This window comes from Burkholderia sp. MSMB1498, from assembly GCF_001526245.1.
GTDB classification, from domain to species: domain Bacteria; phylum Pseudomonadota; class Gammaproteobacteria; order Burkholderiales; family Burkholderiaceae; genus Burkholderia; species Burkholderia savannae.
Genome location: NZ_LOYJ01000066.1, coordinates 271,813 through 298,121 on the forward strand (window position 1 = coordinate 271,813; position 26,309 = coordinate 298,121).

15 protein-coding genes and 2 riboswitches are annotated in these 26,309 nt (G+C 71.7%); of the genes, 12 read left to right on the top strand and 3 right to left on the bottom strand.

Annotation, left to right across the window (positions count from 1 at the left end; all coding sequences use genetic code 11):
• Nucleotides 1-3 precede the first annotated feature (3 nt).
• The 6 genes from WS91_RS13415 (at nt 4) to WS91_RS13440 (ending at nt 12,321) form a co-directional block, all read left to right on the top strand.
• Complete coding sequence (locus WS91_RS13415; protein ID WP_059670400.1) at nt 4-5,313, top strand: non-ribosomal peptide synthetase; 5,310 nt, start codon at nt 4-6, stop codon at nt 5,311-5,313.
• 125 nt (nt 5,314-5,438) lie between these two features.
• Nucleotides 5,439-6,860 (top strand): lysine N(6)-hydroxylase/L-ornithine N(5)-oxygenase family protein, encoded by a 1,422-nt coding sequence (locus tag WS91_RS13420; protein ID WP_059574981.1) that lies wholly within the window; start codon nt 5,439-5,441, stop codon nt 6,858-6,860.
• A gap of 46 nt (nt 6,861-6,906) precedes the next feature.
• Nucleotides 6,907-9,123: a TonB-dependent siderophore receptor gene (locus WS91_RS13425; protein WP_059670401.1), complete on the top strand. Its 2,217-nt coding sequence runs from the start codon at nt 6,907-6,909 to the stop codon at nt 9,121-9,123.
• A 64-nt stretch (nt 9,124-9,187) separates the two neighbouring features.
• Nucleotides 9,188-10,027 carry a formyltransferase family protein gene (locus WS91_RS13430; protein WP_038743055.1) on the top strand — a complete coding sequence of 280 codons (840 nt, stop codon included), beginning with the start codon at nt 9,188-9,190 and terminating at the stop codon, nt 10,025-10,027.
• Nucleotides 10,028-10,318: 291 nt separating this feature from the next.
• The gene (locus tag WS91_RS13435; protein WP_052144962.1) at nt 10,319-11,011 is read left to right on the top strand and encodes a class I SAM-dependent methyltransferase; all 693 of its coding nucleotides are present in this window, start codon (nt 10,319-10,321) and stop codon (nt 11,009-11,011) included.
• Nucleotides 11,008-12,321 (top strand): hypothetical protein, encoded by a 1,314-nt coding sequence (locus WS91_RS13440; RefSeq protein WP_059574975.1) that lies wholly within the window; start codon nt 11,008-11,010, stop codon nt 12,319-12,321. Before WS91_RS13435 ends, WS91_RS13440 begins: the two co-directional genes overlap by 4 nt.
• A 225-nt stretch (nt 12,322-12,546) precedes the next feature.
• On the opposite strand, the gene WS91_RS13445 is transcribed toward WS91_RS13440, so the two are convergent.
• Genes WS91_RS13445 through WS91_RS13455 form a run of 3 tightly spaced genes read right to left on the bottom strand, consistent with a single transcriptional unit; the run spans nt 12,547 to nt 15,208 of the window.
• Nucleotides 12,547-14,139 (bottom strand): cobyrinate a,c-diamide synthase, encoded by a 1,593-nt coding sequence (locus WS91_RS13445; RefSeq protein WP_059670402.1) that lies wholly within the window; start codon nt 14,137-14,139, stop codon nt 12,547-12,549.
• Nucleotides 14,140-14,143: 4 nt separating this feature from the next.
• Complete coding sequence (cobO, locus tag WS91_RS13450; protein WP_059670403.1) at nt 14,144-14,746, bottom strand: cob(I)yrinic acid a,c-diamide adenosyltransferase; 603 nt, start codon at nt 14,744-14,746, stop codon at nt 14,144-14,146.
• A 51-nt stretch (nt 14,747-14,797) separates the two neighbouring features.
• Entirely contained in the window at nt 14,798-15,208 is a 411-nt protein-coding gene (locus tag WS91_RS13455) for a cobalamin biosynthesis protein (RefSeq protein ID WP_038743051.1), read from the bottom strand.
• Between the two features lie 165 nt (nt 15,209-15,373).
• Nucleotides 15,374-15,606, bottom strand: a riboswitch (cobalamin riboswitch).
• Between the two features lie 459 nt (nt 15,607-16,065).
• Nucleotides 16,066-16,325, top strand: a riboswitch (cobalamin riboswitch).
• A 350-nt stretch (nt 16,326-16,675) separates the two neighbouring features.
• On the opposite strand from WS91_RS13455, the gene WS91_RS13460 reads away from it, so the two are divergent.
• The 6 genes from WS91_RS13460 to WS91_RS13485 all read left to right on the top strand — a co-directional run bounded on the left by WS91_RS13460 (nt 16,676) and on the right by WS91_RS13485 (nt 26,137).
• On the top strand, nt 16,676-17,737 hold the full coding sequence (locus WS91_RS13460; RefSeq protein ID WP_038743049.1) for a HoxN/HupN/NixA family nickel/cobalt transporter: 1,062 nt from the start codon (nt 16,676-16,678) through the stop codon (nt 17,735-17,737).
• A 65-nt stretch (nt 17,738-17,802) separates the two neighbouring features.
• Complete coding sequence (gene cobW / locus WS91_RS13465) at nt 17,803-18,876, top strand: cobalamin biosynthesis protein CobW (protein WP_038743048.1); 1,074 nt, start codon at nt 17,803-17,805, stop codon at nt 18,874-18,876.
• 24 nt (nt 18,877-18,900) lie between these two features.
• Entirely contained in the window at nt 18,901-23,166 is a 4,266-nt protein-coding gene (gene cobN / locus WS91_RS13470) for a cobaltochelatase subunit CobN (RefSeq protein ID WP_059670404.1), read from the top strand.
• Between the two features lie 223 nt (nt 23,167-23,389).
• The gene (locus tag WS91_RS13475) at nt 23,390-24,628 is read left to right on the top strand and encodes an ATP-binding protein (RefSeq protein WP_059670428.1); all 1,239 of its coding nucleotides are present in this window, start codon (nt 23,390-23,392) and stop codon (nt 24,626-24,628) included.
• Between the two features lie 71 nt (nt 24,629-24,699).
• Nucleotides 24,700-25,314: a vWA domain-containing protein gene (locus WS91_RS13480; protein WP_059670405.1), complete on the top strand. Its 615-nt coding sequence runs from the start codon at nt 24,700-24,702 to the stop codon at nt 25,312-25,314.
• Nucleotides 25,315-25,450: 136 nt separating this feature from the next.
• Nucleotides 25,451-26,137, top strand: coding sequence for an alpha/beta hydrolase (locus tag WS91_RS13485; RefSeq protein ID WP_059670429.1), 687 nt, complete (start codon nt 25,451-25,453; stop codon nt 26,135-26,137).
• Nucleotides 26,138-26,309 lie beyond the last annotated feature (172 nt).

Here is a 26,309-nt window from a genome sequence, read left to right on the forward strand (position 1 = left end):
CGCATGACCACACCCGATCTGCTGTCGCTCGCCGCGCGCTTCGCGCGGTTGCCCGACACGCAGCGCAAGCAGTTCCTCGCGAAGCTCGGCGACGCGGGGATCGATTTCCGGATGCTGCCGATTCCGCCGCGCGAAGACCGCGCGGCGAGCGTGCCGGCGTCGTTCGCGCAAACGCGCCTCTGGCTGCACGCGCGCTTGCTCGGCGAATCGGCCGCGTATCACATCACCGAGCGGCTGCGCCTCGACGGCGCGCTCGACGCGAACGCGCTGCGGCTGTCGTGCGACGCGCTGATCGCGCGCCACGAGGCGCTGCGCACGACGTTCGCCGAAGGCGCCGACGGCGTGCTGCAGACGGTGCACGCGCCGATGCGCTGCCCGTGGCGCTACACGGATCTCGCCGACGCCGATGCCGATGCGGCCGACACGCCCGCCGCGCCGCGCGACGCGCGCGCCGCGGCCGTCGCCGCGCGGGAGGAGGCGCAGGCGTTCGACCTCGCGCGCGGCCCGCTCGTGCGCGCGCACCTGATCCGGCTCGACGCGGCGACGCACTGGCTCGTGCTGACGACGCACCACATCGTGTCCGACGGCTGGTCGGCCGACGTGATGCTCGCGGAGCTGTCGTCGTTCTACCGGTCGTTCGCGACGGGCGAGGCGGTGTCGCTCGCGCCGCTGCCGATCCAGTACGCCGACTACGCGCTGTGGCAGCGCCGCTGGCTCGACGCGGGCGAGGGCGAGCGGCAGCTCGCGCACTGGCGCGCGGCGCTCGACGCGAGCCGCGACGCGCTGCTTTTGCCGGGCGCGGCGACGCGCCCCGCGCAGCGCAGCGCGAGCGGCGCGCGCCACGCGTTCGACGTGCCCGCCGCGCTCGCGCGGCGCGTGCGCGCGCTCGCGCAGGCGCGCCGCGCGACGCCGTTCGCGGTGCTGCTCGCCGCGCTCGCGACGCTGCTCGCGCGCGCGTCGGGCGAGCCCGAGATCCGGATCGGCGTGCCGTCGGCGAACCGCGAGCGCGGCGAGACCGTCGGGCTGATCGGCTTTTTCGTCAACACGCTGACGCTCGCGGCGCAAACGGGCGCGACGCGCGCGTTCGACGCGCTCGTCGACGCGACACAGCGCGGCCTCGTCGATGCGCAGTCGCATCAGGACGTGCCGTTCGATCAGGTGGTGGACGCGCTCGGCGTCGCGCGCAGCGCGAGCCACCATCCGCTCTTTCAGGTGATGGCCGCGTACGGCGCGCGGCGCGCGCTGCCGTCGTTCGCCGACGTGCGCGCAACCGAATTGCCCTCGGGCATGCCGTACGCGAAATTCGATCTCGCGCTCAGCTTCGACGAGCGTGACGACGGCGGGCTCGACGCGCGCTTCGTGTACGCGACCGACATCTTCGACGCCGACGCGATCGAGCGCTTCGCCGCGCGCTACGTCGAGCTGCTCTCGCACGCGCTGGAGGCGCCCGGCGCGGCGCTCGGCGATCTGCAATGGCTGCCCGAGGCGGAGCGCCGCCAGCTCGCCGCGTGGAACGGGCAGACGCACGATTTCACGGATCGCGAGCGCGGCGGCGCGGCGTCGGCGCGCGTTGTCGTCGAGACGCCGGGCGAGCGGGCCGGCAGGCCCGTCGACGCAACTTTCGGCGAGCTTGCCGGCACGCCTTCGGGCGCGGCTTTCGATGAACCGTTCGTGTCGGTCCACGACCGGATCGCGGAACACGCGCGGCGTCGCCCGGATGCGCGCGGCGCCGCCGACGTCGAGCGCGCGCTCACGCGCGGCGAGGTCGAGCAGCGCGCGACGCGGCTCGCGAAGCGGCTCGTCGCGGCGGGCGTGCGCGCGGAGACGCGCGTCGGCGTCGCGCTGTCGCGCTCCGTCGATCTGCTCGTCGGCCTGATCGCCGTGCTCAAGTCGGGCGGCGCGTTCGTGCCGCTCGATCCGAGCCACCCGCGCGAGCGGCTCGCGCAGATGCTGGACGACGCGCAGATCGCGCACGTGATCACCGAGCGCGGCAGCATCGACGCGCTGCCGCTCTCGGGCGCCGCGCACGCGTGGCTCGTCGACGACGCGATCGCCGACGCCGGGATCGACGGCGTCGCGCTGCCGGAGGTGTCGCCGCACCAGGCCGCGTACGTGATCTACACGTCGGGCTCGACGGGCAAGCCGAAGGGCGTCGTCGTCGATCACGGCGCGTTTGCACGCCATTGCGAGGCGATCGCCGCGCGCTACGGAGCGACCGAGCGCGACGTGTTCATGCTGTTCCAGTCGGTCAATTTCGACGGCGCGCACGAGGGCTGGTTTTCGCAATACATGTCGGGCGCGGCCGTCGCGGTGACGGCCGACACGCTGTGGCCGCCCGCGCGAACCTGCGCGCTGATCGCGCGCGAGGGCGTGACGATGACGTACGTGCCGCCCGGCTGCGCGACGCAGCTCGCCGAATGGGCGCTCGAGCACGGCGCGCCGCCGTCGCTGCGCTCGATCACGGTGGGCGGCGAGGCGACGTCGCGCGAGGCGTTCGCGCTGATGCGCCGCGCGTTTCCGAACGCGCGCGTCGTCAACGGCTACGGGCCGACCGAAACGGTGATCACGCCGATGCTGTGGATGTTCGAGCCGGGCGACGATCCGGCAAAGCTCGCCGACGCGGCGTATCTGCCGATCGGCACGCTGGTCGGCGCGCGCACCGCGCACGTGCTCGACGCGCGCCTGAATCCGCTGCCCGTCGGCGTGATCGGCGAGCTGTATCTGGGCGGCGAGGGGATCGGGCTCGCGCGCGGCTATCTGGGCCGCGCCGCGCTCACGGCCGAGCGCTTCGTGCCCGATCCGTACGGCGCGCCGGGCGCGCGCCTGTATCGCACGGGCGACCTCGTGCGCCGCCGCGCGGACGGCGTGTTCGATTTCCTCGGCCGCATCGACCATCAGGTGAAGCTGCGCGGGCTGCGCATCGAGCTGGGCGAAATCGAGGCGCAGCTCGCCGCGCACGGCGACGTGCGCGAGGCGGTGGCGGTGGTGTTCGGCAAGGGCGCGCAGGCGCGGCTCGTCGCGTTCGTCGAATTGACGGGCGACGCGCGCGAGCGCGCGGCGCGCGCCGACGCGGCCGAGCTCGACGCGCACCTGCGCCGCACGCTGCCCGACTACATGGTGCCCGCGCACATCGTCGTGCTCGACGCGCTGCCGCGCAACGCGAACAGCAAGGTCGACCGCGCGGCGCTGCCCGAGCCCGCGCACGCCGCGCGCGCGTACGAAGCACCCGTGAACGACATCGAGGCGGCGCTCGCCGAGATCTGGCGCGAAGTGCTCGGCGCCGAGCGGATCGGCCGCGCCGATCACTTCTTCGAGCTGGGCGGCCATTCGCTCGCCGCGGTGCGCGTCGCGACGCGCGTCGCCGAGCGGCTCGCGCGCGACGTGCCGGTGCGCGCGCTCTTCGAGGCGCCGATTCTCGCGCCGTACGCGCTGCGCGTCGCGGCCGCCGCGCAGGTGGAAGCGGCGCACGGCGCGGGCGATGCGCCCGCCGCGCCGTACGCGCGGGACGCCGACGGCGTATTGCCGCTGTCCGCCGCGCAGCGCGGGCTGTGGTTCCTGTGGCGCGCGCAGCCGGACAGCGCCGCGTACAACATTCCGGTCGCGCTGCGGCTGCGGGGCGCGCTCGACGCCGACGCGCTCGCCGATGCGTTCTCGCATGCGGACGCCCGCCATCCGGCGTTGCGCACGCGGATCGTCGCGCGCGCGGACGGCGCGCCGGGGCAGCGGATCGCGCCCGCGCGGCGCGTCGAATGGCCGATCGTCGATCTGCGCGCGGCCTCGGGCGCGGCGGACGACGACGCGCGGCTCGCCGCCGCCGTCGCGCTGACCGACGAGGACGCGCTCACGCCGTTCGATCTCGCCGCCGACGCGCCGCTCTGGCGCGCGCGCGTGATCCGGCTCGGCGCTGACGATCACGTGCTGTCGCTCGTCGTCCATCACATCGTGTCGGACGGCCAGTCGATCGAACTGTGGCTCGACGAGGTCCGCTCGGCGTACGTCGCGCGGCGCGTGGGCGGCGGGCAAGCGGCCGCGGAGCCATCCACGGCGTCCGGCGCGCCGGCGGAATCGCTTGCGGAAAAGCGCTCGGCCGCGCCGCCGGCAACGCTTGGCGAAACAGTTGCCCAAACGCGCGCGGATTCGCTCGACATCGACACGCCGGTGCTGCCCGCCGCCGCGCCGCACGCGCGCCTCGCGTTCTGGCGCGAGGCGCTCGCGGGCGCGCCGTCGCACGCGCTGCCGCCGCCGCGCGCGGGCCGCGCGGCGGCGCCGCGCTGGGACGCGGGCCGTCTCGCGTTCGAGCTCGACGGCGCGCTCACGCGCCGCGCGCGCGCGATGGCGCTCGACGCGCACGCGACGCTGCCGATGCTGCTGCACGCGGCGTTCAACGCCGCGTTCTACCGCACGACGGGCGCGACCGACCAGCCGGTCGGCGTGCTCGCGTCGACGCGCGAGCTGACGGGCGAGCCCGCCGAGCGCGCGCTCGGGCTCTTCATCAACGCAGTCGTCGTGCGCACGCGCATGACGAGCGCCGATACGCCCGCGACGCTCGTCGCCGCGGTGCGCGACGCGGCGCTCGCCGCGTATGCGCACGCGGACGCGCCGTTCGGCGACGTCGTGGCCGCGCTGCGCACGCCGCGCGCGGTCAACGGCAATCCGCTGTTCCAGGTGATGTTCAACTACCTGCGGCCAGCGGGCGCCGCCGCGCGCGACTGGGCGGGGCTTGCCGTCGAGGCATTCAACGACGTCAGGCACCGCGTGGTGTTCGAGCTGGAGCTCGACCTCGTCGAGCATCCGGACGGCCGCGTGACGGGCGCGTTCTCGTACGCGACGGAACGCGTCGACGGCGCGTTCGTCGCCGCGCTCGCGGCCGATTATCTCGACGTCGTGCGCGGCTTCGTCGACGCGCCCGCGCGCGCGCTCGGCGCATCCGCCGCGCGTTTTCCGCTCGACGCGCACGACGTGCACGACCCGCGCGACGTGTGCGACGCGCTCGCCGCACGGTCGTCGTCGTCATCGCGCGCGGCGGGCGGCGACGAGCGCGCGCGCGAGGCGGGCGGCCGCGCGCACGCGCTCGCCGACGTATGGCGCGCGTGCTTCGGGCGCGCCGCGCCCGCGCCGGAGCACGACCTGTTCGAAGCGGGCGCGACGTCGTTCGACGTCGTGCGCTTCGTCGACGCGGCGCGCTCGGCCGGCTTCGCGCTCGCGATCGCCGACGTGTTCGCCGCGCCGAGCTTCGCGGCGCTCGCCGCGCTCGGGGCGCACCCGGCCCGCGCGGCCGGCCAGCCCGCCACCGAGGCGCGCGATGCCGATTGAGCGCCGCCTGCCGCCGTCACGCCCGGCCCGGATCGGCCGCGTCGCCGATGCGCGCGATCCGCGTCACGTTTTTGTCCAGCCGGCGCCGTCAGCGCGCCGGCCACACCGTTAAGGGAATCAGAGACATGCAGAGAGATACCGTATTCGACCTGATCGGCGTCGGTTTCGGACCGTCGAACCTCGCGCTCGCCGTGCGCCTCGCGGAAGCGGGCGACGCGGCCGCGTTCACGCATTGCCATGTCGAGCGCCAGCCGGCCTTCGGCTGGCACCGCGGGATGCTGCTCGACGACTGCCGGATGCAGATTTCCTTCCTGAAGGATCTCGTCACGCTGCGCGATCCGAAGAGCCGCTTCACGTTCGTCAATTACCTGTACGAGCACGGACGCCTGAGCGAATTCGTCAACCTGAAGAACTTCTATCCGACGCGCGTCGAGTTCCACGATTACCTGAGCTGGGTCGCGAACGCGTTCGACGATCGCGTCCACTACGGCGAGACGGTGACGGCGATCGAGCCCGTCGCCGCGCCGGGCGCGAGCGGCGAGATCGACGCGCTGCGCGTGTTCTCGAAGGACGCCGACGGCCGCGAGCGGCAGCGCGTCGCGCGCGCGCTGTCGGTCGGCGTCGGCGGCGCGCCGAGCGTGCCCGACGCGTTCGCCGCGCTCGGGCCCGATCTCGTCGTCCATTCGTCGAACTACCTGACGTCGATCGACCGGCTCGTCGGCGCGCCGGAAGCCCGTACGCCGGATGCCCGTTCGAAGAAACGCGTCGCGGTGATCGGCGCGGGGCAGAGCGCGGCGGAGGTGTTCGTCGATCTCGCGCGGCGCTTTCCGCACGTGGAGGCGAGCCTCGTGATCCGCTCGGGCGCGCTCAAGCCGGCGGACGACAGCCCGTTCGTCAACGAGATCTTCAATCCGGCGTTCACGGACGTCGTCTACGCGCAGCCGGCGAGCGGCCGGCGCTCGCTGATCGAGCGCTTTCGCGACACGAACTACGCGGTCGTCGACCGGCCGCTCATCGAGCAGATCTACGAAATGCTCTACCTGCAGCGCGTCGCCGACGCGAAGGGCGATGCGCCGCGCCACCGGCTGCTCGCGAACGCCGCGATCGAATCGGCCGCGCGCACCGCGAACGGGCAGGCTGAACTTGTGCTGCGCGACCGCCTGACGGGCGACGCGCGCACCGAGCGCTTCGACGCGCTCGTGCTCGCGACGGGCTATCGCCGCGACACGCATCTCGCGCTTCTCGACGGACTCGCGCCGCATCTCGGCGACGCGCTCGCGGCGGGCGACGTCGCGCGCGACTACCGGCTCGCGACGCCCGCGCACTTCAAGCCGCGCATTTATCTGCAAGGTTGCTGCGAGGACAGCCATGGGCTGTCCGACACGCTGCTGTCGGTGCTCGCGCGCCGCGCCGACGAAATCGCCGCGTCGCTCGCCGAGTGCGCGCACGGAGCAGAACACGAAGAAGCCGCCCGGCCTGAAGGCCGCGCGCGGCCACGACACGATAACAACGGGGTGAGCGGCGGCCGGCTGGCCATCGCTCTTTGATGAAGGCGCGGCCTCGCGGCCGCTTTGCAACTTGGAGCAACGGAAGATGGAGTGGGCAACCAGCACGCGCGTGCGTGCGATCGCGGCCGCGGCGGGCGTGGCGTTTTACGCGGCGGCGAGTCATGCGCAGGCACAGGCGGTGCAGCCGGGGGGAGACGCGCGGCAGCCGGGCAGTCAGGTGAATGGGGATACCGCGTCGGGCGGCACGTTGCCCGCGATATCGGTGTCGGCGGATGCGCCGCGCGACGCGACCATCGGTCTCGTCGCGCGGCGCAGCACGAGCGGCACGAAAACGGATACGCCGATCGTCGAGATCCCGCAGACGATCAACATCGTCACCGCGCAGCAGATCGAGGCGACGGGCGCGACCGACATCAATCAGGCGTTCCGCTACATTCCGGGCTTTTCGAGCTACGGATCGGACAACCGCTCGGACTGGTACGCGGCGCTGCGCGGCTTCACGCCGACCGTGTTCGTCGACGGGCTGCAGGTGCCGAACACGCTGAACCTGTCGAGCTGGCGCGTCGATCCGTACATGGTCGACAGCATCGCCGTGCTGCGCGGCCCGACGTCGGTGCTGTACGGGCAGGGCGACCCCGGCGCGATCGTCGACGTGCAGAGCAAGCTCGCGAACGGCGAGCGGATTCGCGAAGTCGGCGTGCAGGTGGGCAACTACGCGCGCAAGCAACTGATGTTCGACGTCGGCGACAAGATCGACAAGGACGGCACGCTGTCGTACCGGATCGTCGGCGTCGGCCGCGACGGCAACGCGCAGACGGGGCCGCTCGCCGATCAGCGCGTGTCGTTCGCGCCGTCGCTCAAGTGGCAGCCGAACGCGGACACGTCGCTCACGCTCGCCGCGACGTACCTGCAGGACTGGGGCGACACGTCGAGCAACTTCCTGCCCGCGCAGGGCACGGTGCTGCCGAACCCGAACGGCACGATCTCGGACGATCTGTATACGGCCGACGCGAATTTCGATCACTACCGGAAGAAGCAATGGTCGCTCGGCTATCAGTTCGAGCACAAGCTGAACCCGGTATGGACGTTCCGTCAGAACGTGCGCTGGATGCACCTGTCGCTCGACGACGCGTCCGTCTACGGCGGCGGCCTCGACGGCGCGGACCCGACGATGGCGACGCTCACGCGCTACGCGGGCCTGTTCCAGTTCAACTACAGCCGCTTCGACGTCGACAACCAGGCGCAGGCGAAATTCACGACCGGCCCGCTTTCGCACATGCTGTTGTTCGGCTTCGACTACAACCGCCAGACGACGACGGACAGCGAATGGCTCGCGAAGGCGCCGAGCCTCAACCTGTACCGGCCGGTCTACACGCCGATCCCGGCCGACATCTTCAGCGGGCCGGGCGCGTATCCGCGCACCGACACGAAGACGACGCTCAACGTATTCGGCCTGTACGTGCAGGACCAGATCAAGTGGCAGCGCTGGGTGCTGACGCTGGGCGGCCGGCAGGACTGGACGCGCACGTCGCAGGACGACATCGCGAATTCGGCGAGCTTCAAGCAGAACGATCACGCGTTCAGCGGGCGCGTGGGCCTGACCTATCTCGGCGACTACGGCCTCGCGCCGTACATCAGCTATTCGACGTCGTTCAATCCGCAAATCGGCCTGAAGCTCTCGGGCGGCGGGCTCGCGGTGCCGACCAAGGGCCGCCAGATCGAGGCCGGCCTGCGCTGGCAGCCGCCCGGCAAGAACCTGATGCTGAACGCGGCCGTGTATCAGATCAACCAGACCAACGTCGCGATGAGCAATCCGAACGATCCGACGAGCAGCACGTTCGTGCAGGTGGGCGAAGTGCGCTCGCGCGGCATCGAACTGAGCGCGGTCGGCAATCTGTCGCGCGAGCTGTCGGTGATCGCCGCGTATGTCTATCAGGACGTGAAGAACGTGCAGGCGAACGACAACACGCTGAACAAGTGGCCCATCGACGTTCCGCGTCCGCGCCAGATCGCGTCGCTGTGGGCCGACTGGACGTGGCGCAACGGGCCGCTCACGGGCTTCGGGATCGGCGCGGGCGTGCGCTACATGAGCGCGGCGGCGGGCGCGGCCGACAACTCGCTGACGGTGCCGAGCTACACGCTCTTCGACGCCGCGCTGCATTACGAAATGCGCAACTGGCGCTTCGCGGTCAATGCGACGAATCTGTTCAACCGGCGCTACGTGTCCGGCTGCCAGTCGGATTCGGTATGCATGTACGGCAACCAGCGCACCGTGATCGCGACGGCGAAATACAACTGGTGAGCGCGTCTCATCATCCCATGGGCGGCGCGGCGGCGCGCCGCCCGAACGAGAGGACAACACTGCGATGGCAAAGAAGAAACTCGTCTACATCTGGTCGCTCAGAAACGCCGCCGCCGACAAGGCGGGGCAGCAGGTCGACTACAGGGGCGGCAAGCGCTACATGAAATCGGTGCTCGAATCGCTCGTCGGGGCGTTGAACGACACCGAGCTCGGCGACGCGTACTCGCTCGAGCGCGTGATCTACGACGACGACGCGGGTTCGCCGCTCGACCGCGAAAAGCTCGCCGAATACGGCTTTGCGTACGAGCCCGGCAAGCGCTGGTTCTATCCGCCCGAGCTGCGCGTAGCGGGCCGGCTCGTCAACGACCTGCTGCTCGCGATTCCGTCCGAATACCGGCGCGAGCCGCTCGATTCGCCCGCGCGGCCGGCGGGCAAGCGCGCGTTCGAAGCGCATCTGCGCGACACGCTCGACGCGCTCGGCGCCGATCTCGTCGTGCTCGACGGGCTGCTCGTGATCCTCGACGAACTGGTGCGCCCGGGCGCGCCGTACTGCCGGCGGATCGTCAACATCCATCCGGGCATCACGCGCGCGGAGTCGCCGTACGAGCGACGCGGCGCATATGCGACGCTCGACGCGCTCTTCGGCGCGCGCGGGCAAAAGGTCGTCGACTGGAAGACGATGGAGACCGTGCCCGTCGAGCCGGTGAAGATGACGGGCGCATCGTTTCATTACGTCGACAACGGCGTCGATTCGGGCGAGGTGATCCACGACGTGCTGAACACCGAGATCGATCCCGGCGACACGATCCTCGAGCTGCGCTGGAACAATTTCAACCGCAGCCTCTTTCCGGCGTTGAACGAAGGGCTCGCGATCATGGCGGGGCTCGACGCGCGCGTCGAGTGAGCGGGCCGCGCAAGCAGCGGTTCTTTCGGCTCGGTAAATGAACGAAGCGGGTACGCCGTATCGGCGGCATGCCCGCTTCGTTGCGTGTCGTTTGCCGGCAAGGCGAGTGCGGCGCCATCGCGCACGCCGGCCGGGCCCGTCGAGCCGGCCGGCCACGCCGCGCCGTGCCGTCGATTTTGGCGTCGTATAATCCGATGCGCATCGCCAGTCCGACCGAAGCAGCCTTTCTTTTGCCACGACCCGGCAGGCGCTGACCGACCGCAATGCTTCGCGAAAGAAGGGGTGTGTGACATGGAAAACGACGCGTCGCAAGTATTCCAGAAGATCTACGACGAAAAAGGTTGGCATTCGCAGGAGAGCGTGTCCGGCTGGGGTTCCGAGCTGAAGAATGCGGCGCAGATCATTCGCGAATTGCCCGGGCTGCTGCGCCGCTTCGGCGTGAAGTCGATGCTCGACGTGCCGTGCGGCGATTTCAACTGGATGCGCCACGTCGATCTCACCGGCATCGACTATATCGGCGCCGACATCGTGCCGGATCTCGTCGCCGCCAACCAGCAGGCGTGGGCGGCGGCGAACCGCCGCTTCATGCATCTCGATCTCCTGCACGACGCGCTGCCGCAAGCCGATCTGATTCTGTGCCGCGACTGCCTGTTCCATTTTTCTCACGCCGACGTGTTCCGCGCGTTCGAACGTTTCGCGAACACGTCCGCACGCTTTCTGCTGACCACCACCTTCGTGTATCGCACGTATCCGCGCAACGCGGACATCGTCACCGGCCAGTGGACCCCCATCAATCTGGAGATGGCGCCTTACGATCTCGATGCTCCGCTGTCGCTGCTGATCGAGGGGAGTCACGAAAGCATCATCTACGGGCCCGACATCGGCGTGGTGCCGATGTCCGATCGCTGCCTCGGGCTATGGGACATGGACAGCGTGCGCAAGCGGGTCCGGCGCCGGGCCGAGGAGCTGCAGGCCACGCCATGATCGTGCTCAGCCATTTTTGCCATCCCGCGCCGGCCAGCCTCGCCAATCATCGGCAGTATGCGCGGTTGCACGGATATCGCCACGAGGTGATCGACGCCTGCGCGATGCCGCAAGCGCTTCCGCTGCGTGCGCTGTACCGCTACGAAGCGCTGCTCGACGCGTTGCGGCGCGCGCGGCCGGGCGAGCTCGTGCTGCTGCTGAGCGAAGACGCGGCGATCGTCGAGCCCGTTGCGATCGAGCGCCTGATGGCCGGTCGCGACATGCTGCTCGTGCGCACGTCCTCGCATGCGCTGCCGCAGGTCGACGTGCAGTTCTGGCGCAACACGCAAGCCGTGCGAGAGGCCGTGCTGCGGCTCGTGAAGCAATGCCGGCTCGGCGGCGAGGGCCCGCCGACGTCCGAAGCCGCGTTGCTCGCCGGTCTCGACACGCAGCACTACATGACGTTGATCGACGGGATCTGCGCCGTCATGCCGACGGGATACAACTACGATCCGCTCTGGAGCCGGGTGCCGACGTTCGCGGTCAGCATCGACGACGCGCCGGATTCGCCGGATCACAAAGGCGTGACGCCGCGCTTCCGGGACGTGCTCGTCGAGCACGTCAACCGGTGCCGCGCCGCCGCGCTGCCGATGTTTTCGTTTCCGCAGTATCCGGCCGCCGACGCCGCCGAGCGCAGCACGTACAATCCCGGCCGCGCGATCGCGCTCACGACGCTCTATACCTCCCACATCGAAAGTTATGCGCGAATCGCGGAAGGCAATTTCCGCCGCTACTGCGAAGCGCAGGGCTACACGCTCTACGTGCATCGCGACATTCCGCGCGAAATCGGCCTGGACGCAACCGGCAACTGGTTCAAGCCGTGGCTGCTGCACAGCTACCTGCAACATCACGACTGGGTCGTCTGGCTCGACGCCGACGTGCTGATCGCCGACCCGCATCGCAAGCTCGAGCCGATGCTCGAAGGCCGCGACGTGCTGCTCGCGCGCGACGTCGGCCAGTGGCCGTTCAACTCGGGGGTGATGGGCTTTCGGCGCACGCCGCGCAACGACGCGATGCTGCGCGATCTCATGGCGACGATCGCCGCGATGCCCGACCGATCCGGCGTCTACGCCGGCGACGGCGACCAGCTCCAGTTCATCGAGGCGATGTCGAGGGCCGGCTTGCTTCAGGACGAAGCCGTCTTGGACATGATCGGCATCAACACGCCCTGGCTGTTTCGCCGCCCCGACAGCTTCATCGTGCATTACTACGGAATGTGGCACGACATGCGCACGCTGATGATGGCGCACGACGACACGCTGCTCGCTTGATGCCCGCGGCCGCCGCGGCGAGAGGCGCTTGCGGCGCGCGCCGCGCGCGGGCGAAGCGTCGCCGCCGAGCGTCGCGCCGGCCGGCTGCCGCGCGTGTGCGGAGCGGCTGCCGCGGCGCGAACGCGCGGCCTGCTGAAATTCAACCCCGCGTTGCAATTCCGCGTTGCCGCCCGGCGAGGCATGACGGCGGGCGCGACCCGGCTGCCCGAGCCGGGCGGCAACGCGTCAGAGCATGTCGCCCGCGAAAAGCGCCGCCGCCGCGCGCGGATTCGACGGCCAGTACGCATGCAGATAGGTCGCGACGATCGGGCCGTGCCGATACACGGCTTCGCCCGCCGCGCCGTCGTCCGGCCGCGTCGCGGCGGCGGCGGGCGCAAGCGGCGTCGCGAAGCGCGAATAGTGGAACGTATGGCCCGTCATCGCGCCGAAGCGCGTCGCGAGTGTCTGCATGCCGAGCGCGGCGAAGCGCCGCTGCATCGCCGCGTGGCCCGGCACGAGGCCGAGCATCGGCGTTTTCACGCCGTCGGCGTCCGTCAGCGAATCGCTCAGGTACAGCATGCCGCCGCATTCCGCGACGACGCGCCGGCCCGCCGCCACGTGCGCGGCGATCGAGCGCGCGGCCGTCGCGTTCGCCGCGAGCCGCGCCGCGTGCAGCTCCGGATAGCCGCCCGGCAGATAGAGCGCATCGGCGCCGTCCGGCACCGGCTCGTCGGCGAGCGGCGAGAAGAACGCGAGCTCGGCGCCGAGCGCCTCCAGTTGATCGAGGTTCGCCGGGTAGATGAACGAGAACGCCGCGTCGCGCGCGATCGCGATCCGTTTGCCGGCGAGTCGCGACGCGGCGTCGTTGGTCGCGCGGGCCGGCGCGGCGGACGCGGCGCTGTCGCCGTCGCCGTCCGAGTGATTGGCCGCCGCGATCGTTTCGCGCGCACGATCGGCGGCGTCCGCCTCATCCGCCTCATCCGCCTCATCCGCCTCATTGGCCTCATTGGCCTCGTTCGCCTCGGTGGCCTCGTTCGCCTCGGTGGCCGCATTCGCCGCCGCCGCGACATCGTCGCGATCGTCGGCGGCGCGGGGCGTCGAAGGCGCGCGATGGCGGGCGTGAGCGGCGCACGGCGTCGCGATGGTGCCGCCGCCGTCGCGGCCCGCTTCGAACGCGAATTCGACGACGGGCGGCAATTCCGCGAGCGCCGTGTGCGCGATCGCGTCGGCCGCGCGGTCGAGGCGCGCATCGAGATCGGCGACGTCGTCCGGCTGATGCAGCCCGAGATGCCGCTCCGGCAGCGCGATCTGTGCGTCACGCGGCAGATGGCCGAGCCAGCGGATCGAGGCGGGCAGCGCGCCGCGCAGCAGCTGCGCGTGACGCTCGGAGCCGACGCGGTTCGCGAACACGCCGTGAAACGGCACGCCGGGGCGGAAACGCGCGAGCCCGAACGCGAGCGCGGCGAAGGTCTGCGCCATCGACTGCGCGGAGATCACCGCGGCGACCGGCACGCCAAACGCCTGCGCGAGATCGGCGCTCGACGGCGTGCCGTCGAAGAGCCCCATCACGCCTTCGATCAGGATCACGTCCGCGTCGGCCGCCGCGCGCGCGAGCAGCGTGCGGCAGCCGCGCTCGCCGACCATCCCGAGATCGAGCGAATAGACGCTCGCGCCGCTCGCGCGCGCGAGCAGCATCGGGTCGAGAAAATCCGGGCCGGTCTTGAACGCGCGCACGCGCCGCCCGAGCCGCCGGTGATGGCGCGCGAGCGCCGCCGTCACCGACGTCTTGCCCTGGCCGGACGCGGCGGCGCTCACGAAGAGCGCGGGGCAGGCGGGCATCGCGTCAGAACTCCACGCCGCGCTGCGCCTTCACGCCTTGCTCCTTGTACGGATGCTTGACGAGCCGCATCTCGGTGACGAGATCGGCCGCGTCGACGAGCGCGTCGGGCGCGTGCCGGCCCGTCACGACGACGTGCAGCGTCGGCGCGCGCGCGGCGAGCGTCGCGAGCACTTCGTCGAGCGGCAGGTATTCGTACTTGAGCACCGTGTTCAGCTCGTCGAGGATCACCATCCGGTAGTCGCCGCTTTCGATCATCCGGCGCGCCTCGTCCCAGCCGCGGCGCGCGGTCGCGATGTCGGCGTCGCGGTTCTGCGTGTTCCACGTGTAGCCGTCGCCCATCGTGACGAAATCGCACTGCGCGTTCGCGCCGAGAAAATCGCGCTCGGACGTATGCAGCGCGCCCTTGATGAACTGCACGACGCCGACCCGCATCCCGTGGCCGAGCATGCGCACGGCCATCCCGAACGCGGCCGTGCTCTTGCCCTTGCCGTTGCCCGTGTGGACGATCAAGAGGCCTTTCTCGGCGGTCGCGGCCGCCTGCTTTTTCTCGTGGCCCGCGCGGCGGCGCTCGGCCATGCGTTGATGCGATTCGGAATCGGTTTTCATCGACTGGAGTCCTGTGAGTCGTGTCGTTCGTGGATCGGAAGAGGGCGCGCGTTACAGCGGGCCGGCGAGCGCCGCCGTCACGCCGTCGAGCGCGAGCTTGCGCACGACGAGCGCGCCGTTCGGCGCGGCGAGGAGCGCGCATGGCTCGCACACGCCGTCGACGCCGAAGCGCGCGCGCGCGGCGAGCGACGGCGCGGCGCCGGCCGCGCGCCGCGCGTCGCGGGCGAAACGCGCGAGCTGCGCGGCGATCTCGTCGCGCGAGAACGCGGCGAGCGGCCAGCCGTTGCGCGCGCAGCATTCGACGAGGCCCGGCTCGCGCGCCTTCGCGTCGAGCGTGGCGACCACGCCGACGTCGGCGAGCGACGCATCCGGCAGTTGCGCGAGCGCGGCGCGAATCGCGGCCTCGATCGCATCGGCGGGCCGTCCCGCGCGGCAGCCGATGCCGAGCGCGACGCGCATCATCGGGCGGTGCGCGAGCGAGTCGCGCTCGCGCGGGTTCCGGCGGCTTGGAGCGAATGGAGTCATGCGGCCTCGGCCATCGACGGCCGGCTCGCGAGCCGGCACGTCATGCTGCGTGGGTTGCGCGCCCGGTTCCGTCCCCCGCGGAACCGGGCGTTCGGCGAGCGCGGCTCGCCCCTTGCGTCGGCCGGTATCCGGGCTGGCCGCTTGCCATTCCGCCGCCTTCCCGTCCGTGGCGAGGACAGTGGCGCGATGGCGGAATGCGCGAACGCGGCGGGCGCGTCGCAGGCGGCGTACCGTTGCGGGGACAGCACAGGCTGCGCGGGCTCGCCGCTTCCTGTTTCCCGTTTGACTGAGCGCGCGGGTCGCGCGCTCGAGCACCGAACGCGCGCATACGATAGCACAGCGCCGAACACGCGAGGGCACGCCGCCGAAGGCGCGCGGCGGGCGGGCAGCGGGCGTCGGCGCTCGCGGCCGGCGAGGGCCGACGGCTCCGCCCGGATCGCGCCGGGCGGGCGGCGCGGGCAGCGCGGCATGCGCAGGCGGCCGACCGGGCCGACCGCGCGGGGCGGCGCGAGCCGGCCGTCGGCGCGGCGTCCGGCTTGCGCGCGCGAGCGCCGTCTGCGCCCGCTCGCGCGCCGGGCAGCCGTGACACGCCGCATCCGGCGCGCGGTGTCGGCTGATCCGGCGCGGCTCCGATCGACGCGCCGCTTCGGCCGCGGCGCGGCGATCGACGCCGCTCGCGCGCCGGCCCGCCATCGGTCGTGACGTGTTCCAGCCGCCGTGCTGCGCGACACCCGCCGCGCCCGCGTCGTCCTTCCGCGCCTTTTGTCCGCCTTGACGCACCGCGCCCGCGCGCCTACACTCGCTCGCGTTTCGGTGCTCGCGTGCGGGTTCTTGTCGCACGCAGTCAAACGGGAAGCAGGGAGCGTCGCCGCGTCGCGGCTCGCCAACCTGCGCTGCCCCCGCAACGGTAAGCGAAGGCATCGCGCGAGCGATGCGGCGCCCGCTTCTCCGCATGCCCGCCGGAATGCGCGGCCAACCACTGGACGCATCGCGTCCGGGAAGGTGAAGCGGCGTTTTCGTCAGCCCGGATACCGGCCGAGACACGGGGCCCGTTCGCCGTTCGAGCGCATCCGCCGCCGCGACGGCGAGCGGCCCCAGGGTTCAGCGCCGCGGGGATGCGGCGCGTCGTCCACGGCTTCATCGCGTCGCTCGACGCCGCCTTGCCTGGCTCATCCCCGTCCGGTGCCGCGTGCTTCGGCCCGCGCCGCGCGAGTCGCATCTGCGCGAGCGGCCGGCGCGCACGTTGCATATGCGCATGTCGCAAACGCGCGCGTTGCAAATGCGCAGCGGCGCGCAGTGCGCGCGGACGGACGACGAACCGGGCGCGGCGGCACGCGCATCGCGCACGATGTCGCGCGTGTTGGCATTCGTCTTGTTTGTCGACCGGTTCGCAAAGGGAGCGCCATGCTCAAATCGTTTCTCCGTCTCTTCAACGACAGCCCCGCCGAGCTCCGCAGCAAGATCGTCGGCATCTACGCGCTGCTGATCGCGTTCAACGTCGGCGCGTGGATCTGGGCGTTCGCCGCGTTCCACGGCCAGCCGGTGCTGCTCGGCACGGCGCTCCTCGCCTATACGTTCGGGCTGCGCCATGCGGTCGACGCCGACCACATCGCCGCGATCGACAACGTCACGCGCAAGCTGATGCACGAGAAAAAGAATCCGCTCGGCGCGGGGCTCTTCTTCTCGCTCGGCCACTCGACGGTCGTGATCCTGATGACGGTCGCCGTCGCCTTGACGGCCGCGACGCTCGCCGAGCGCTTCGAAGGGATGAAGGCGTGGGGCGGCGTGATCGGCACGAGCGTGTCGGCGTTTTTCCTGCTCGTGCTCGCGTTCGCGAACCTGCTGATCCTGATCTCCGTGCACCGGACGTTCCGCGCGGTGCGGCGCGGCGAGCCGCTCGTCGAGCAGGATCTCGACCTGCTGCTCAACCGGCGCGGCTTCTTCGCGCGGATCTTCCGGCCGCTGTTCGCGATCGTGTCGCGCAGCTGGCACCTGTATCCGATCGGCTTCCTGTTCGGCCTGGGCTTCGACACAGCGACCGAGATCGCGCTGTTCGGCATCTCGGCCACGCAGGCGCACGGCGGGCTGTCGTTCTGGTCCGTGATGGCGCTGCCCGTTCTCTTCACCGCGGGCATGACGCTCGTCGACACGACGGACGGCATCATGATGATGGGCGCGTACCGCTGGGCGTTCGTGCGGCCGATCCGCAAGATCTACTACAACATGACGATCACGTTCGTGTCGGTGCTCGTGGCGGTCGTGATCGGCGGCATCGAGGCGCTCGCCCTCGTCGGCGACAAGCTCGCGCTCAAGGGCGGCCTCTGGGACTTCGTCGCGATGGCGGCCGAGCACTTCGGCGTGCTCGGCTATTTCGTGATCGGACTGTTCGTCGCGAGCTGGGCCGTCTCGGCGCTCATCTACCGGATCAGGCGCTACGACGACATCGACGTGACGATCTCCGCATGAGCCGCGCGTTCGCGGCCGCCTTGACATCGAACCGATTCGAACCGATACCGACCAACGGAACCACCATGCAAATGCGCAAAATTCCCGTGACGATCGTCACGGGCTTTCTCGGCAGCGGCAAGACGACGCTCTTGCGCCACATCCTCCAGAACGCGGGCGGCCGCCGCATCGTCGTGATCGTCAACGAGTTCGGCGAGCTCGGCATCGACGGCGAGATCCTGAAGGGCTGCGGCTTCGGCTGCGACGAAGCGGGCCGCGCAGCCGACGGCCAGCTCTACGAGCTCGCGAACGGGTGCCTCTGCTGCACCGTGCAGGAAGAGTTCTATCCGGTGATGGAAAAGCTCGTCGAGCGCCGAGCCGGCATCGACCACGTGCTGATCGAGACGTCCGGCCTCGCGCTGCCGAAGCCGCTCGTGCAGGCGTTCAACTGGCCGTCGATCAAGAACAGCTTCACCGTCGACGCGGTGCTGACCGTGGTCGACGCGCCGGCCGCGGCGCTCGGCCAGTTCGCCGAGAACCCGGTCGCCGTCGACGCGCAGCGCCGCGCGGACCCGAACCTCGATCACGAATCGCCGCTGCACGAGCTGTTCGCCGATCAGCTGTCGTCGGCCGATCTCGTGATCGTCAACAAGACCGATCTGCTCGACGACGGCGCGCTCGCGTCGGTCGAGACGACGATCCGCGACGAGATTGCGCCGCAGGTGAAGATCGTGCGCGCGCAGCGCGGCGAGCTCGATCTCGCGACGCTGCTCGGCCTGAACGCCGCGTCCGAGGAGACGATTCACCTGCGCCACGATCACCACGGCTCGGCCGACGATCCCGATCATCACCACGACGAGTTCGATTCGGTCGTCGTCGAGGCGCGCGTGAGCTCGCGCGAGGCCGCGCTCGCGGCGCTCGCGGCGCTCGTCGAGGCGCACACGATCTACCGCGTGAAGGGCTTCGCCGCGCTGCCGGGCGCGCCGATGCGGCTCGTCGTGCAGGGCGTCGGCCGGCGCTTCGACAGCTATTTCGACCGCCGCTGGCGCGACGGCGAAGCCGACCTGAGCCGCTTCGTGCTGATCGGCGAGGACCTCGACGCGGCCGCGCTGCAGCGCGCGTTCGACGCGGCGCTCGCGGCCCGCGCGCAGGCCGCGTGATGCCGCGCGGCGCGGAGTAGAGCGATGCATCTGTTGCGCACGACGCCGGGCGGCTTCGTCGACGATACGCAGGGCGTCGTCCGGATCGACCAGCGTCCGGCCGACATCGTGATCCTGAGCTCGGCCGACACGACGCTGTCGCTGCTCGCGAGCGTCGTGCCGACGCTCGGCGACGGCTTTCCGAGCGTGCGCCTCGCGAACGTGACGTTCCTGAGGCAGCCCGCGTCGGTCGATTTCTACGTCGACGACGTGCTGCGTCACGCGCGCGCCGTCGTGATCGACCACCTCGGCGGCGAGACATACTGGCCGTACGGGATCGAGCAGGCGGTCGCGCTCGCGGCGCACGCCGGGCAGCAGCTCGCGATGTTCTCGGGCGACCTGCAGGAAGACCCGAACCTGATCGCGAAGAGCACGGTCGCGCCCGAGCTGTGCCGGCTGTGGTGGCGCTATCTGCGCGAGGGCGGGCCCGCGAACGCCCGCGCGCTGCTGCGCAGCATCGCGCACCACGCGCTCGGCGTCGGCGACGAGCCCGAGCCGCCGCGCCCGCTGCCCGCCGCCGCGCTCTATCATCCGGCGCTCGCGAGCCCGAGCCTCGACGACTGGCGCGCGCGCTGGCGCGAGCATGCGCGCGTGGTCGCGATCCTGTTCTACAAGGCGCACTGGCAGGCCGCGAACACCGCAGTGTTCGACGCGCTTGCCGCCGCGCTCGAGCGAGAAGGGCTCAACCCTTTGCCGATCGCGGTGACGTCGCTCAAGGACGCGATGAGCCGCGCGGTCGTCGAGAAGCTGTGCGCGGACGCGAACGTGTCGCTCGTGCTGAACACGACCGCGTTCGCGGCGGGCGCGCTCGGCGCCGACGAGCCGGAGGTGCTCGCGGGCGACGCGCCCGTGCTGCAGGTGATCCTGTCGGGCGGCAATCGCGACGCATGGCTCGCCGATCCGCATGGCCTGAACGCGCGCGACATCGCGATGCACGTCGCGCTGCCGGAAGTCGACGGGCGGATCGTCACGCGCGCGGTGAGCTTCAAGGGGCTCGCGTACCGCTGCCCGCACACCGAGGTCGACGTCGTGCGCTATCAGCCGGACGACGAGCGGATCGCGTTCGTCGCCGAGCTGAGCCGCCGCTGGTGCCGGCTGCGCACGCTCGAGAACGCGGACAAGCGCGTCGCGCTCGTGCTCGCGAACTATCCGGCGAGCGAAGGGCGGATCGGCAACGGCGTCGGGCTCGATACGCCGGCGTCCGCGCTCGCGGTGCTCGCGATGCTGCGCGACCAAGACTATCGGATCGGCGAGCTCCCCGAAGACGGCGACGCGCTGCTCGCGCGGATCACCGAAGGCGTGACGAACGATCCGTCGACGCGCGCGCTGCGCCCGGCGTTCCAGAGCTACCCGCTCGACGATTACCTGCGCCGCTTCGCGCAATTGCCCCAAGCGGCGCGCGACGCGCTGAACGAGCGCTGGGGCCCGCCCGAAGCGGACCCGACGCTGCGGCAGCGGCGCTTCCCGATTTCCGGCTGGCGCGCGGGCCACGTGTTCGTCGGCGTGCAGCCGTCGCGCTCGCGCGGCGACGACGATTACGCGAACTACCACGACGCCGATCTCGTGCCGCCGCACGCGTATCTCGCGTTCTATTTCTGGCTGCGCGACGCGTTTCGCATCGACGCGCTCGTCCACGTCGGCAAGCACGGCAATCTCGAATGGCTGCCGGGCAAGAGCGTCGCGCTGTCGCCCGCGTGCTGGCCGGACCTGATCCTCGGGCCGATGCCGCACCTGTATCCGTTCATCGTCAACGATCCGGGCGAGGGCAGCCAGGCGAAGCGGCGCGCGCAGGCGGTGATCGTCGACCATCTGATGCCGCCGCTCACGCGCGCGGAAAACTACGGGCCGCTGCAGGATCTCGAGCGGCAGGTCGACGAATACTACGATGCGCTGATGGTCGACGCGCGCCGCGCGAAGGTGCTGCGCGAGACGATCCTCGAGACGATCGTCGAGCACAAGCTGCACGAGGAGCTGAGCATCGCGCCGCCCAGCGGGCGCGATGCCGAGGATGCGCTGCTCACGCGCGTCGACGCGTGGCTTTGCGAGCTGAAGGAGGCGCAGATCCGCGACGGGCTGCACACGTTCGGCAGCTCGCCGCGCGGCCGCCAGCGGCGCGATACGCTCGTCGCGCTCGCGCGCTTTCCGTCGGGCGACGGGCGCGGCGAGCACGCGGGGCTGATCGGCGCGCTCGCGCGCGATCTCGCGCTAGGCGAGCACTTCGATCCGCTCGCGTCCGACTGGGCCGCGCCATGGACGGGGCCGCGGCCCGACGCGTTGCGTGCGGTGAGCGGCGAGCCGTGGCGTCACGCGGGCGACACGCGAGAGCGGCTCGAAGGGCTGGCGCGCCGGCTGATCGAGCGGATATGCGGGGAGGGCGGCGACGCGCCGGATTCCGCGCGCGGATCGACCGGCGCGCGCGACGACGGCAGCCATGCCGACGCGTGCGGCGGCGACGCGCCCGATCGCGCGCGTGGCCGGCACGGTGCGCGCGACGACGGCGAATACGCGGCCGACGCGTGCGTGGCGAATTCGCGCGACGTGCGCGGCGCGGAGCGCGATCCGAATGGCGCGGCGCGTTCGGCAACGCTTCGCGGCGCGCCCGCGAACGGCCGCGCGCCGCACGGCCGCCCGACGGAGCGCGGCATCCGCGCGGCGGACCGGCAGACGGCGGATCGCGCGTCGGCCGCCCACGCGGCGCAACCCACGCAGGCGAAGGACGGCGACGTGCCGACAGGCGTCGAGCCGCGCGCCGGGGGGCGGCCGGCCGCCCACGCCGCGCATGACGATTCCGCGGCAAGCCCCGCGTTCCCGAACGCCGCGCCGCGATCGAACGCAACGGACTTCGCCGATCCCGCATACGTCGCCGCGCACTGGCCGCACACGCACGCGGTGCTCGAGCGGATCGCGCGCGACGTGCTGCCGCGCCTCGACGCATGCGGCGACGAAGAGCTGCGCCAGTTGCGGCGCGGCCTCGAAGGCCGCTTCGTGCCGCCGGGGCCGAGCGGCTCGCCGTCGCGCGGGCGGCCGGACGTGCTGCCGACGGGCCGTAACTTCTATTCGGTCGACACGCGCGCGGTGCCGACGCAGGCCGCATGGACGATCGGCCTCAAATCCGCACAGCAACTGATCGAGCGCCATCTGCAGGAACACGGCGACTACCCGCGCGCGGTCGGCCTGTCGGTGTGGGGCACGGCGACGATGCGCACGGGCGGCGACGACGTCGCGCAAGCGCTCGCGCTCCTCGGCGTGAGGCCGAAGTGGGCGCACGGCAGCCATCGCGTGACCGATTTCGAGATCCTGCCGATCGAGATCTTCGACCGGCCGCGGATCGACGTGACGCTGCGCGTGTCGGGCTTTTTTCGCGATGCGTTCGCGAACGTCATGCACCTGTTCGACGCGGCCGTGCAGGCGGTCGCCGAGCTCGACGAGCCCGAGCATCTGAACCCGGTTCGCGCGCGCGTGCGGCGCGAGACCGACGCGCTCGTCGCGCGCGGCGTGCCCGCCGACGAAGCGCGCCGGCGCGCGGGCTGGCGCGTGTTCGGTGCGCGGCCGGGCGGCTACGGCGCGGGGCTGCAGGCGCTGATCGACGGCCGCCGCTGGCAGACCGATGCCGATCTCGCGCACGCGTACCGCACCTGGGGCGGCTACGCGTATGCGCAGAACAGCGCGGGCGAGGCCGCGCACGACGCGTTCGGCGCGCGCCTCGCGACGATCGACGCCGTCGTGCAGAACCAGGACAGCCGCGAGCACGACATCCTCGATTCGAACGATTACTATCAGTTCCACGGCGGGATGGCGGCCGCTGTGCGCCACGCGTCGGGGCGGCAGCCGAGCCTCTATCACGGCGACCACAGCAATCCGGCCGCGCCGCGCATGAACACGCTGCGCGAGGAGATCGCGCGCGTGATCCGCTCGCGGGTCGTCAATCCGAAGTGGATCGACGGCGTGAAGCGGCACGGCTACAAGGGCGCGGCGGAGATTGCGGCGACCGTCGACTACCTGTACGGCTATGACGCGACCGCGCGCGTGATCGCCGATCATCAATACGCGCTCGTCGCCGACGCGTACCTGCACGACCCGGACACGCGCGCGTTCCTCGAGCGGCACAATCCGCACGCGCTGCACGGGATCTGCGAGCGCCTCGTCGAGGCGATGCAGCGCGGCCTGTGGCAAGCGCCGGGTGTGCACCGCGACGCGATCGAAGGCTATCTGCTCGACAGCGAGCAGCGGCTCGAAGGGGCGCGGCGATGAGCACCCGGGCGATTGCAGGCGGGCGCGCCGCGTGCGGCGTGACGGCAATGAACGAAGCGGCACGCGCGGCGCGATCGGCGCACGGCGCGCGCGCACCGGATGCGGCGAACGGCGCGACGGCGGCGCACGCACCCGCACCCGCGCACGCGCCGCAAACCGCCCGGTCGATCCGAACCTCGCGCACGATGCGCGCCATGCAACCGTCACCATCACGGGAAGCCACGTGAACGACACGAACCCATCGCACGCGGCGGCCGCCGCATCCGACGAGCGCGCGCTGCCCGCCGCGTATCCGTTTTCCGCGCTGATCGGCGAGGAGGCGCTGCAGCAGGCGCTGCTGCTCGTCGCCGTCGATCCGGGCCTGGGCGGCGTGCTCGTCAGCGGCCCGCGCGGCACCGCGAAATCGACCGCCGCGCGCGCGCTCGCCGAGCTGCTGCCCGAAGGGCGCTTCGTCACGCTGCCGCTGTCGGCCACCGACGAGCAGGTGACGGGCTCGCTCGACCTCGCGAGCGTGCTCGCCGACAACGCGGTGCGCTTCTCGCCCGGCCTCATCGCGCGCGCGCATCTCGGCGTGCTGTACGTCGACGAGATCAACCTGCTGCCGGACGCGCTCGTCGACGCGCTGCTCGACGCCGCCGCGAGCGGCGTCAACACGGTGGAGCGCGACGGCATCTCGCACAGCCATGCGGCGCGCTTCGCGCTCGTCGGCACGATGAATCCGGAGGAGGGCGAGCTGCGGCCGCAACTGCTCGACCGCTTCGGGCTGATGGTCGAGCTCGCGAACTGCTACGACGCGGCGACGCGGCAACGGATCGTCAAGACGCGGCTCGCGTTCGACCTCGATCCGGACGCATTCCGCGCGCAACACCGCGACGCGCAAGCCGCGCTCGTCGCACGGATTCGCAGCGCACGCGCCGCGCTGCCGGCGCTCGCGTTCGGCGACGACGCGCACGCGCGCGTCGCCGAACGCTGCATCGACGCGGCCGTCGACGGCCTGCGCGGCGACCTCGTAATGTTGCGCGCGGCGCGGGCGCTGGCGGCGCTCGAAGGCGCGACGATCGTCGAGGCGGCGCATGTCGAGCGCGTCGCGGCCGACGTGCTGCGGCATCGGCGCACGCGGCCGGAGGATGAAGCGGGCGCGCGGGCCGGGCGGCGCGAATCCGCGCGCGCCGGCGAAACCGACCGCGCGAGCGATTCGGCGCGGCTCGACGCGCCGCCGCGCGACGCCGCGGCTGACGCTCACGCAGACGACATGCGGCGTGCAAGCGGCGCCGGTTCGCCGCGCGAGCGATCGTCCGCCGCAACCGGCACCGCGCGGCACGCAGCCGGCAATCGCGATGCGGCACGCGAAAGCGGCCGCCCCCCGCAAACTGACGACGGCGACTGGGGCTACCTGCCGCCCGAGCCGGCGGGCATGACGCCAGTCAAGGGCGTGATCCCGTTGTCGCCAAAAAAACGCTGAGCCATCGGACGGATGCCGCCGCTGCCGTCGCGAACGCGCCGGGCAGCGGACTTCGATGGCTCGAACGAGGCATGCGCACGGACGACGCGCGGGGCCGCCCCGGCGCGCGCATCGCGTGGCGCGCGACACTCGCCGCGACGCGCGGCGCTGCGCTGCGCGCCGATCATCTGCGCTACCGGCCGCAGACGGGGGCGCCCGGTGCGCTCCACTGCTTCGTGCTCGACTGCTCGGCGTCGATGCTGACGGCCGAGCGGCTCGCGCGCGCGAAGGGGCTCGTCGTCGCGCTGTTCGATTGTCTGGCGCGCGAGCGCGCCGACGCGGCGCTCGTCTGCTTCGGCGGCGGCTCGGCCGACGTGCGCTTCGGGCCCGCCGTGCCGCGCTGGTGGAACGAGCGCTGGCTCGCCCCTGTCGGCGGCGGCGGCGGCACGCCGCTCGCGCAAGGCATCGACGCCGCGGCGCGGCTGCTCGCGCGCGCGGCGCGCCGGCGCCCGCAACAGCGGCGCTGGGTATGGCTGCTGTCGGACGGGCGCACGGCCGAAGCGCCCGCGCGGCCGGCGCTCGCCGACCGAATCGTCGTCGTCGACTTCGACGACGCGGCCGTGCGGCTCGGCCGCTGCGAGCGGCTCGCGCATGCATGGGGCGCGACGCTCGCCACGCCCGATGAGCTCGCGCGCGGGATCGCTTGACGCTCGGGCGATCGCGGTGCCGGCGCACGCCGCGGCCGCGCCGGCCGTCCATACCGCGCGCGGCAGTCGATTGCCGCGGCGATATGCGATCATCGATGCGCTGTTCCCCATCCATCCCATCTCGCGGAGCCTCAGCATGCTCGACGACCAGCCGACGATCGAAATCGAAACCGGCCCCAACCCCGCGTTCGCGGTGATCCTGATGCACGGCCTCGGCGCCGACGCGAACGATTTCGTGCCGCTCGTCCCCGAGCTGCGGATCGCGAACGGCCCGGCCGTGCGCTTCGTGTTCCCGAACGCGCCCGAGATCGCGGTCACCGCGAACAACGGCTATGTGATGCGAGCGTGGTACGACATCCTGTCGTTCGAGGGCGTGAACCGGCAGGTCGACGAAGCGGGAATCGACGCATCGTGCGCGACCGTGCGCGGTCTGATCGACGAGCAGAACCGGCGCGGCATTCCGACATCGCGGATCTTCGTCGCGGGCTTCTCGCAGGGCGGCGCGATGACCTACACGGCGGGGCTCACGCATCGGGACGCGCTCGCGGGCCTGATCGTGCTGTCCGGCTACGTTCCGTCGCCGCGCTTCATCGACGAGCGGCTCGCCGACGCAAATCGCGCGACGCCGATCTTCGCCGCGCACGGCACCGACGACGACATCCTGCCGATCGCGCTCGGCGAGGCCGCGCGCGATTTTGCGCGCGGGAAGGGCGCGAGCGTCGACTGGCACGCGTATCCGATGCCGCATTCGGTGTGCATCGAAGAGATCGACGCGTTGCGCCAATGGCTGCATGCGCGGATCGCGGCGCTGCACGCGGCGTAATCGCTCCCTTTGCGCTGCGAAGCACGTGCGGCAGCAAGCGGCATGACGCGGCCGTCCACGTCATGCACCCGTCGCCGACGTGTTGCGCGGCGGGGCATGTCGCCGCGCGACGCATCCGATCGGCGGCCGGCGCTTGCAAGGTCGGGCTCGGGCGAATCGCGGAGCGTCCGGC

Coding starts and splice junctions, on each gene's coding strand:
- WS91_RS13415 (WP_059670400.1), top strand. CDS start 4: ATGACCACACCCGATCTGCTGTCGCTCGCCGCGCGCTTCGCGCGGTTG.
- WS91_RS13420 (WP_059574981.1), top strand. CDS start 5,439: ATGCAGAGAGATACCGTATTCGACCTGATCGGCGTCGGTTTCGGACCG.
- WS91_RS13425 (WP_059670401.1), top strand. CDS start 6,907: ATGGAGTGGGCAACCAGCACGCGCGTGCGTGCGATCGCGGCCGCGGCG.
- WS91_RS13430 (WP_038743055.1), top strand. CDS start 9,188: ATGGCAAAGAAGAAACTCGTCTACATCTGGTCGCTCAGAAACGCCGCC.
- WS91_RS13435 (WP_052144962.1), top strand. CDS start 10,319: ATGGAAAACGACGCGTCGCAAGTATTCCAGAAGATCTACGACGAAAAA.
- WS91_RS13440 (WP_059574975.1), top strand. CDS start 11,008: ATGATCGTGCTCAGCCATTTTTGCCATCCCGCGCCGGCCAGCCTCGCC.
- WS91_RS13445 (WP_059670402.1), bottom strand. CDS start 14,139: ATGCCCGCCTGCCCCGCGCTCTTCGTGAGCGCCGCCGCGTCCGGCCAG.
- cobO (WP_059670403.1), bottom strand. CDS start 14,746: ATGAAAACCGATTCCGAATCGCATCAACGCATGGCCGAGCGCCGCCGC.
- WS91_RS13455 (WP_038743051.1), bottom strand. CDS start 15,208: ATGATGCGCGTCGCGCTCGGCATCGGCTGCCGCGCGGGACGGCCCGCC.
- WS91_RS13460 (WP_038743049.1), top strand. CDS start 16,676: ATGCTCAAATCGTTTCTCCGTCTCTTCAACGACAGCCCCGCCGAGCTC.
- cobW (WP_038743048.1), top strand. CDS start 17,803: ATGCAAATGCGCAAAATTCCCGTGACGATCGTCACGGGCTTTCTCGGC.
- cobN (WP_059670404.1), top strand. CDS start 18,901: ATGCATCTGTTGCGCACGACGCCGGGCGGCTTCGTCGACGATACGCAG.
- WS91_RS13480 (WP_059670405.1), top strand. CDS start 24,700: ATGCGCACGGACGACGCGCGGGGCCGCCCCGGCGCGCGCATCGCGTGG.
- WS91_RS13485 (WP_059670429.1), top strand. CDS start 25,451: ATGCTCGACGACCAGCCGACGATCGAAATCGAAACCGGCCCCAACCCC.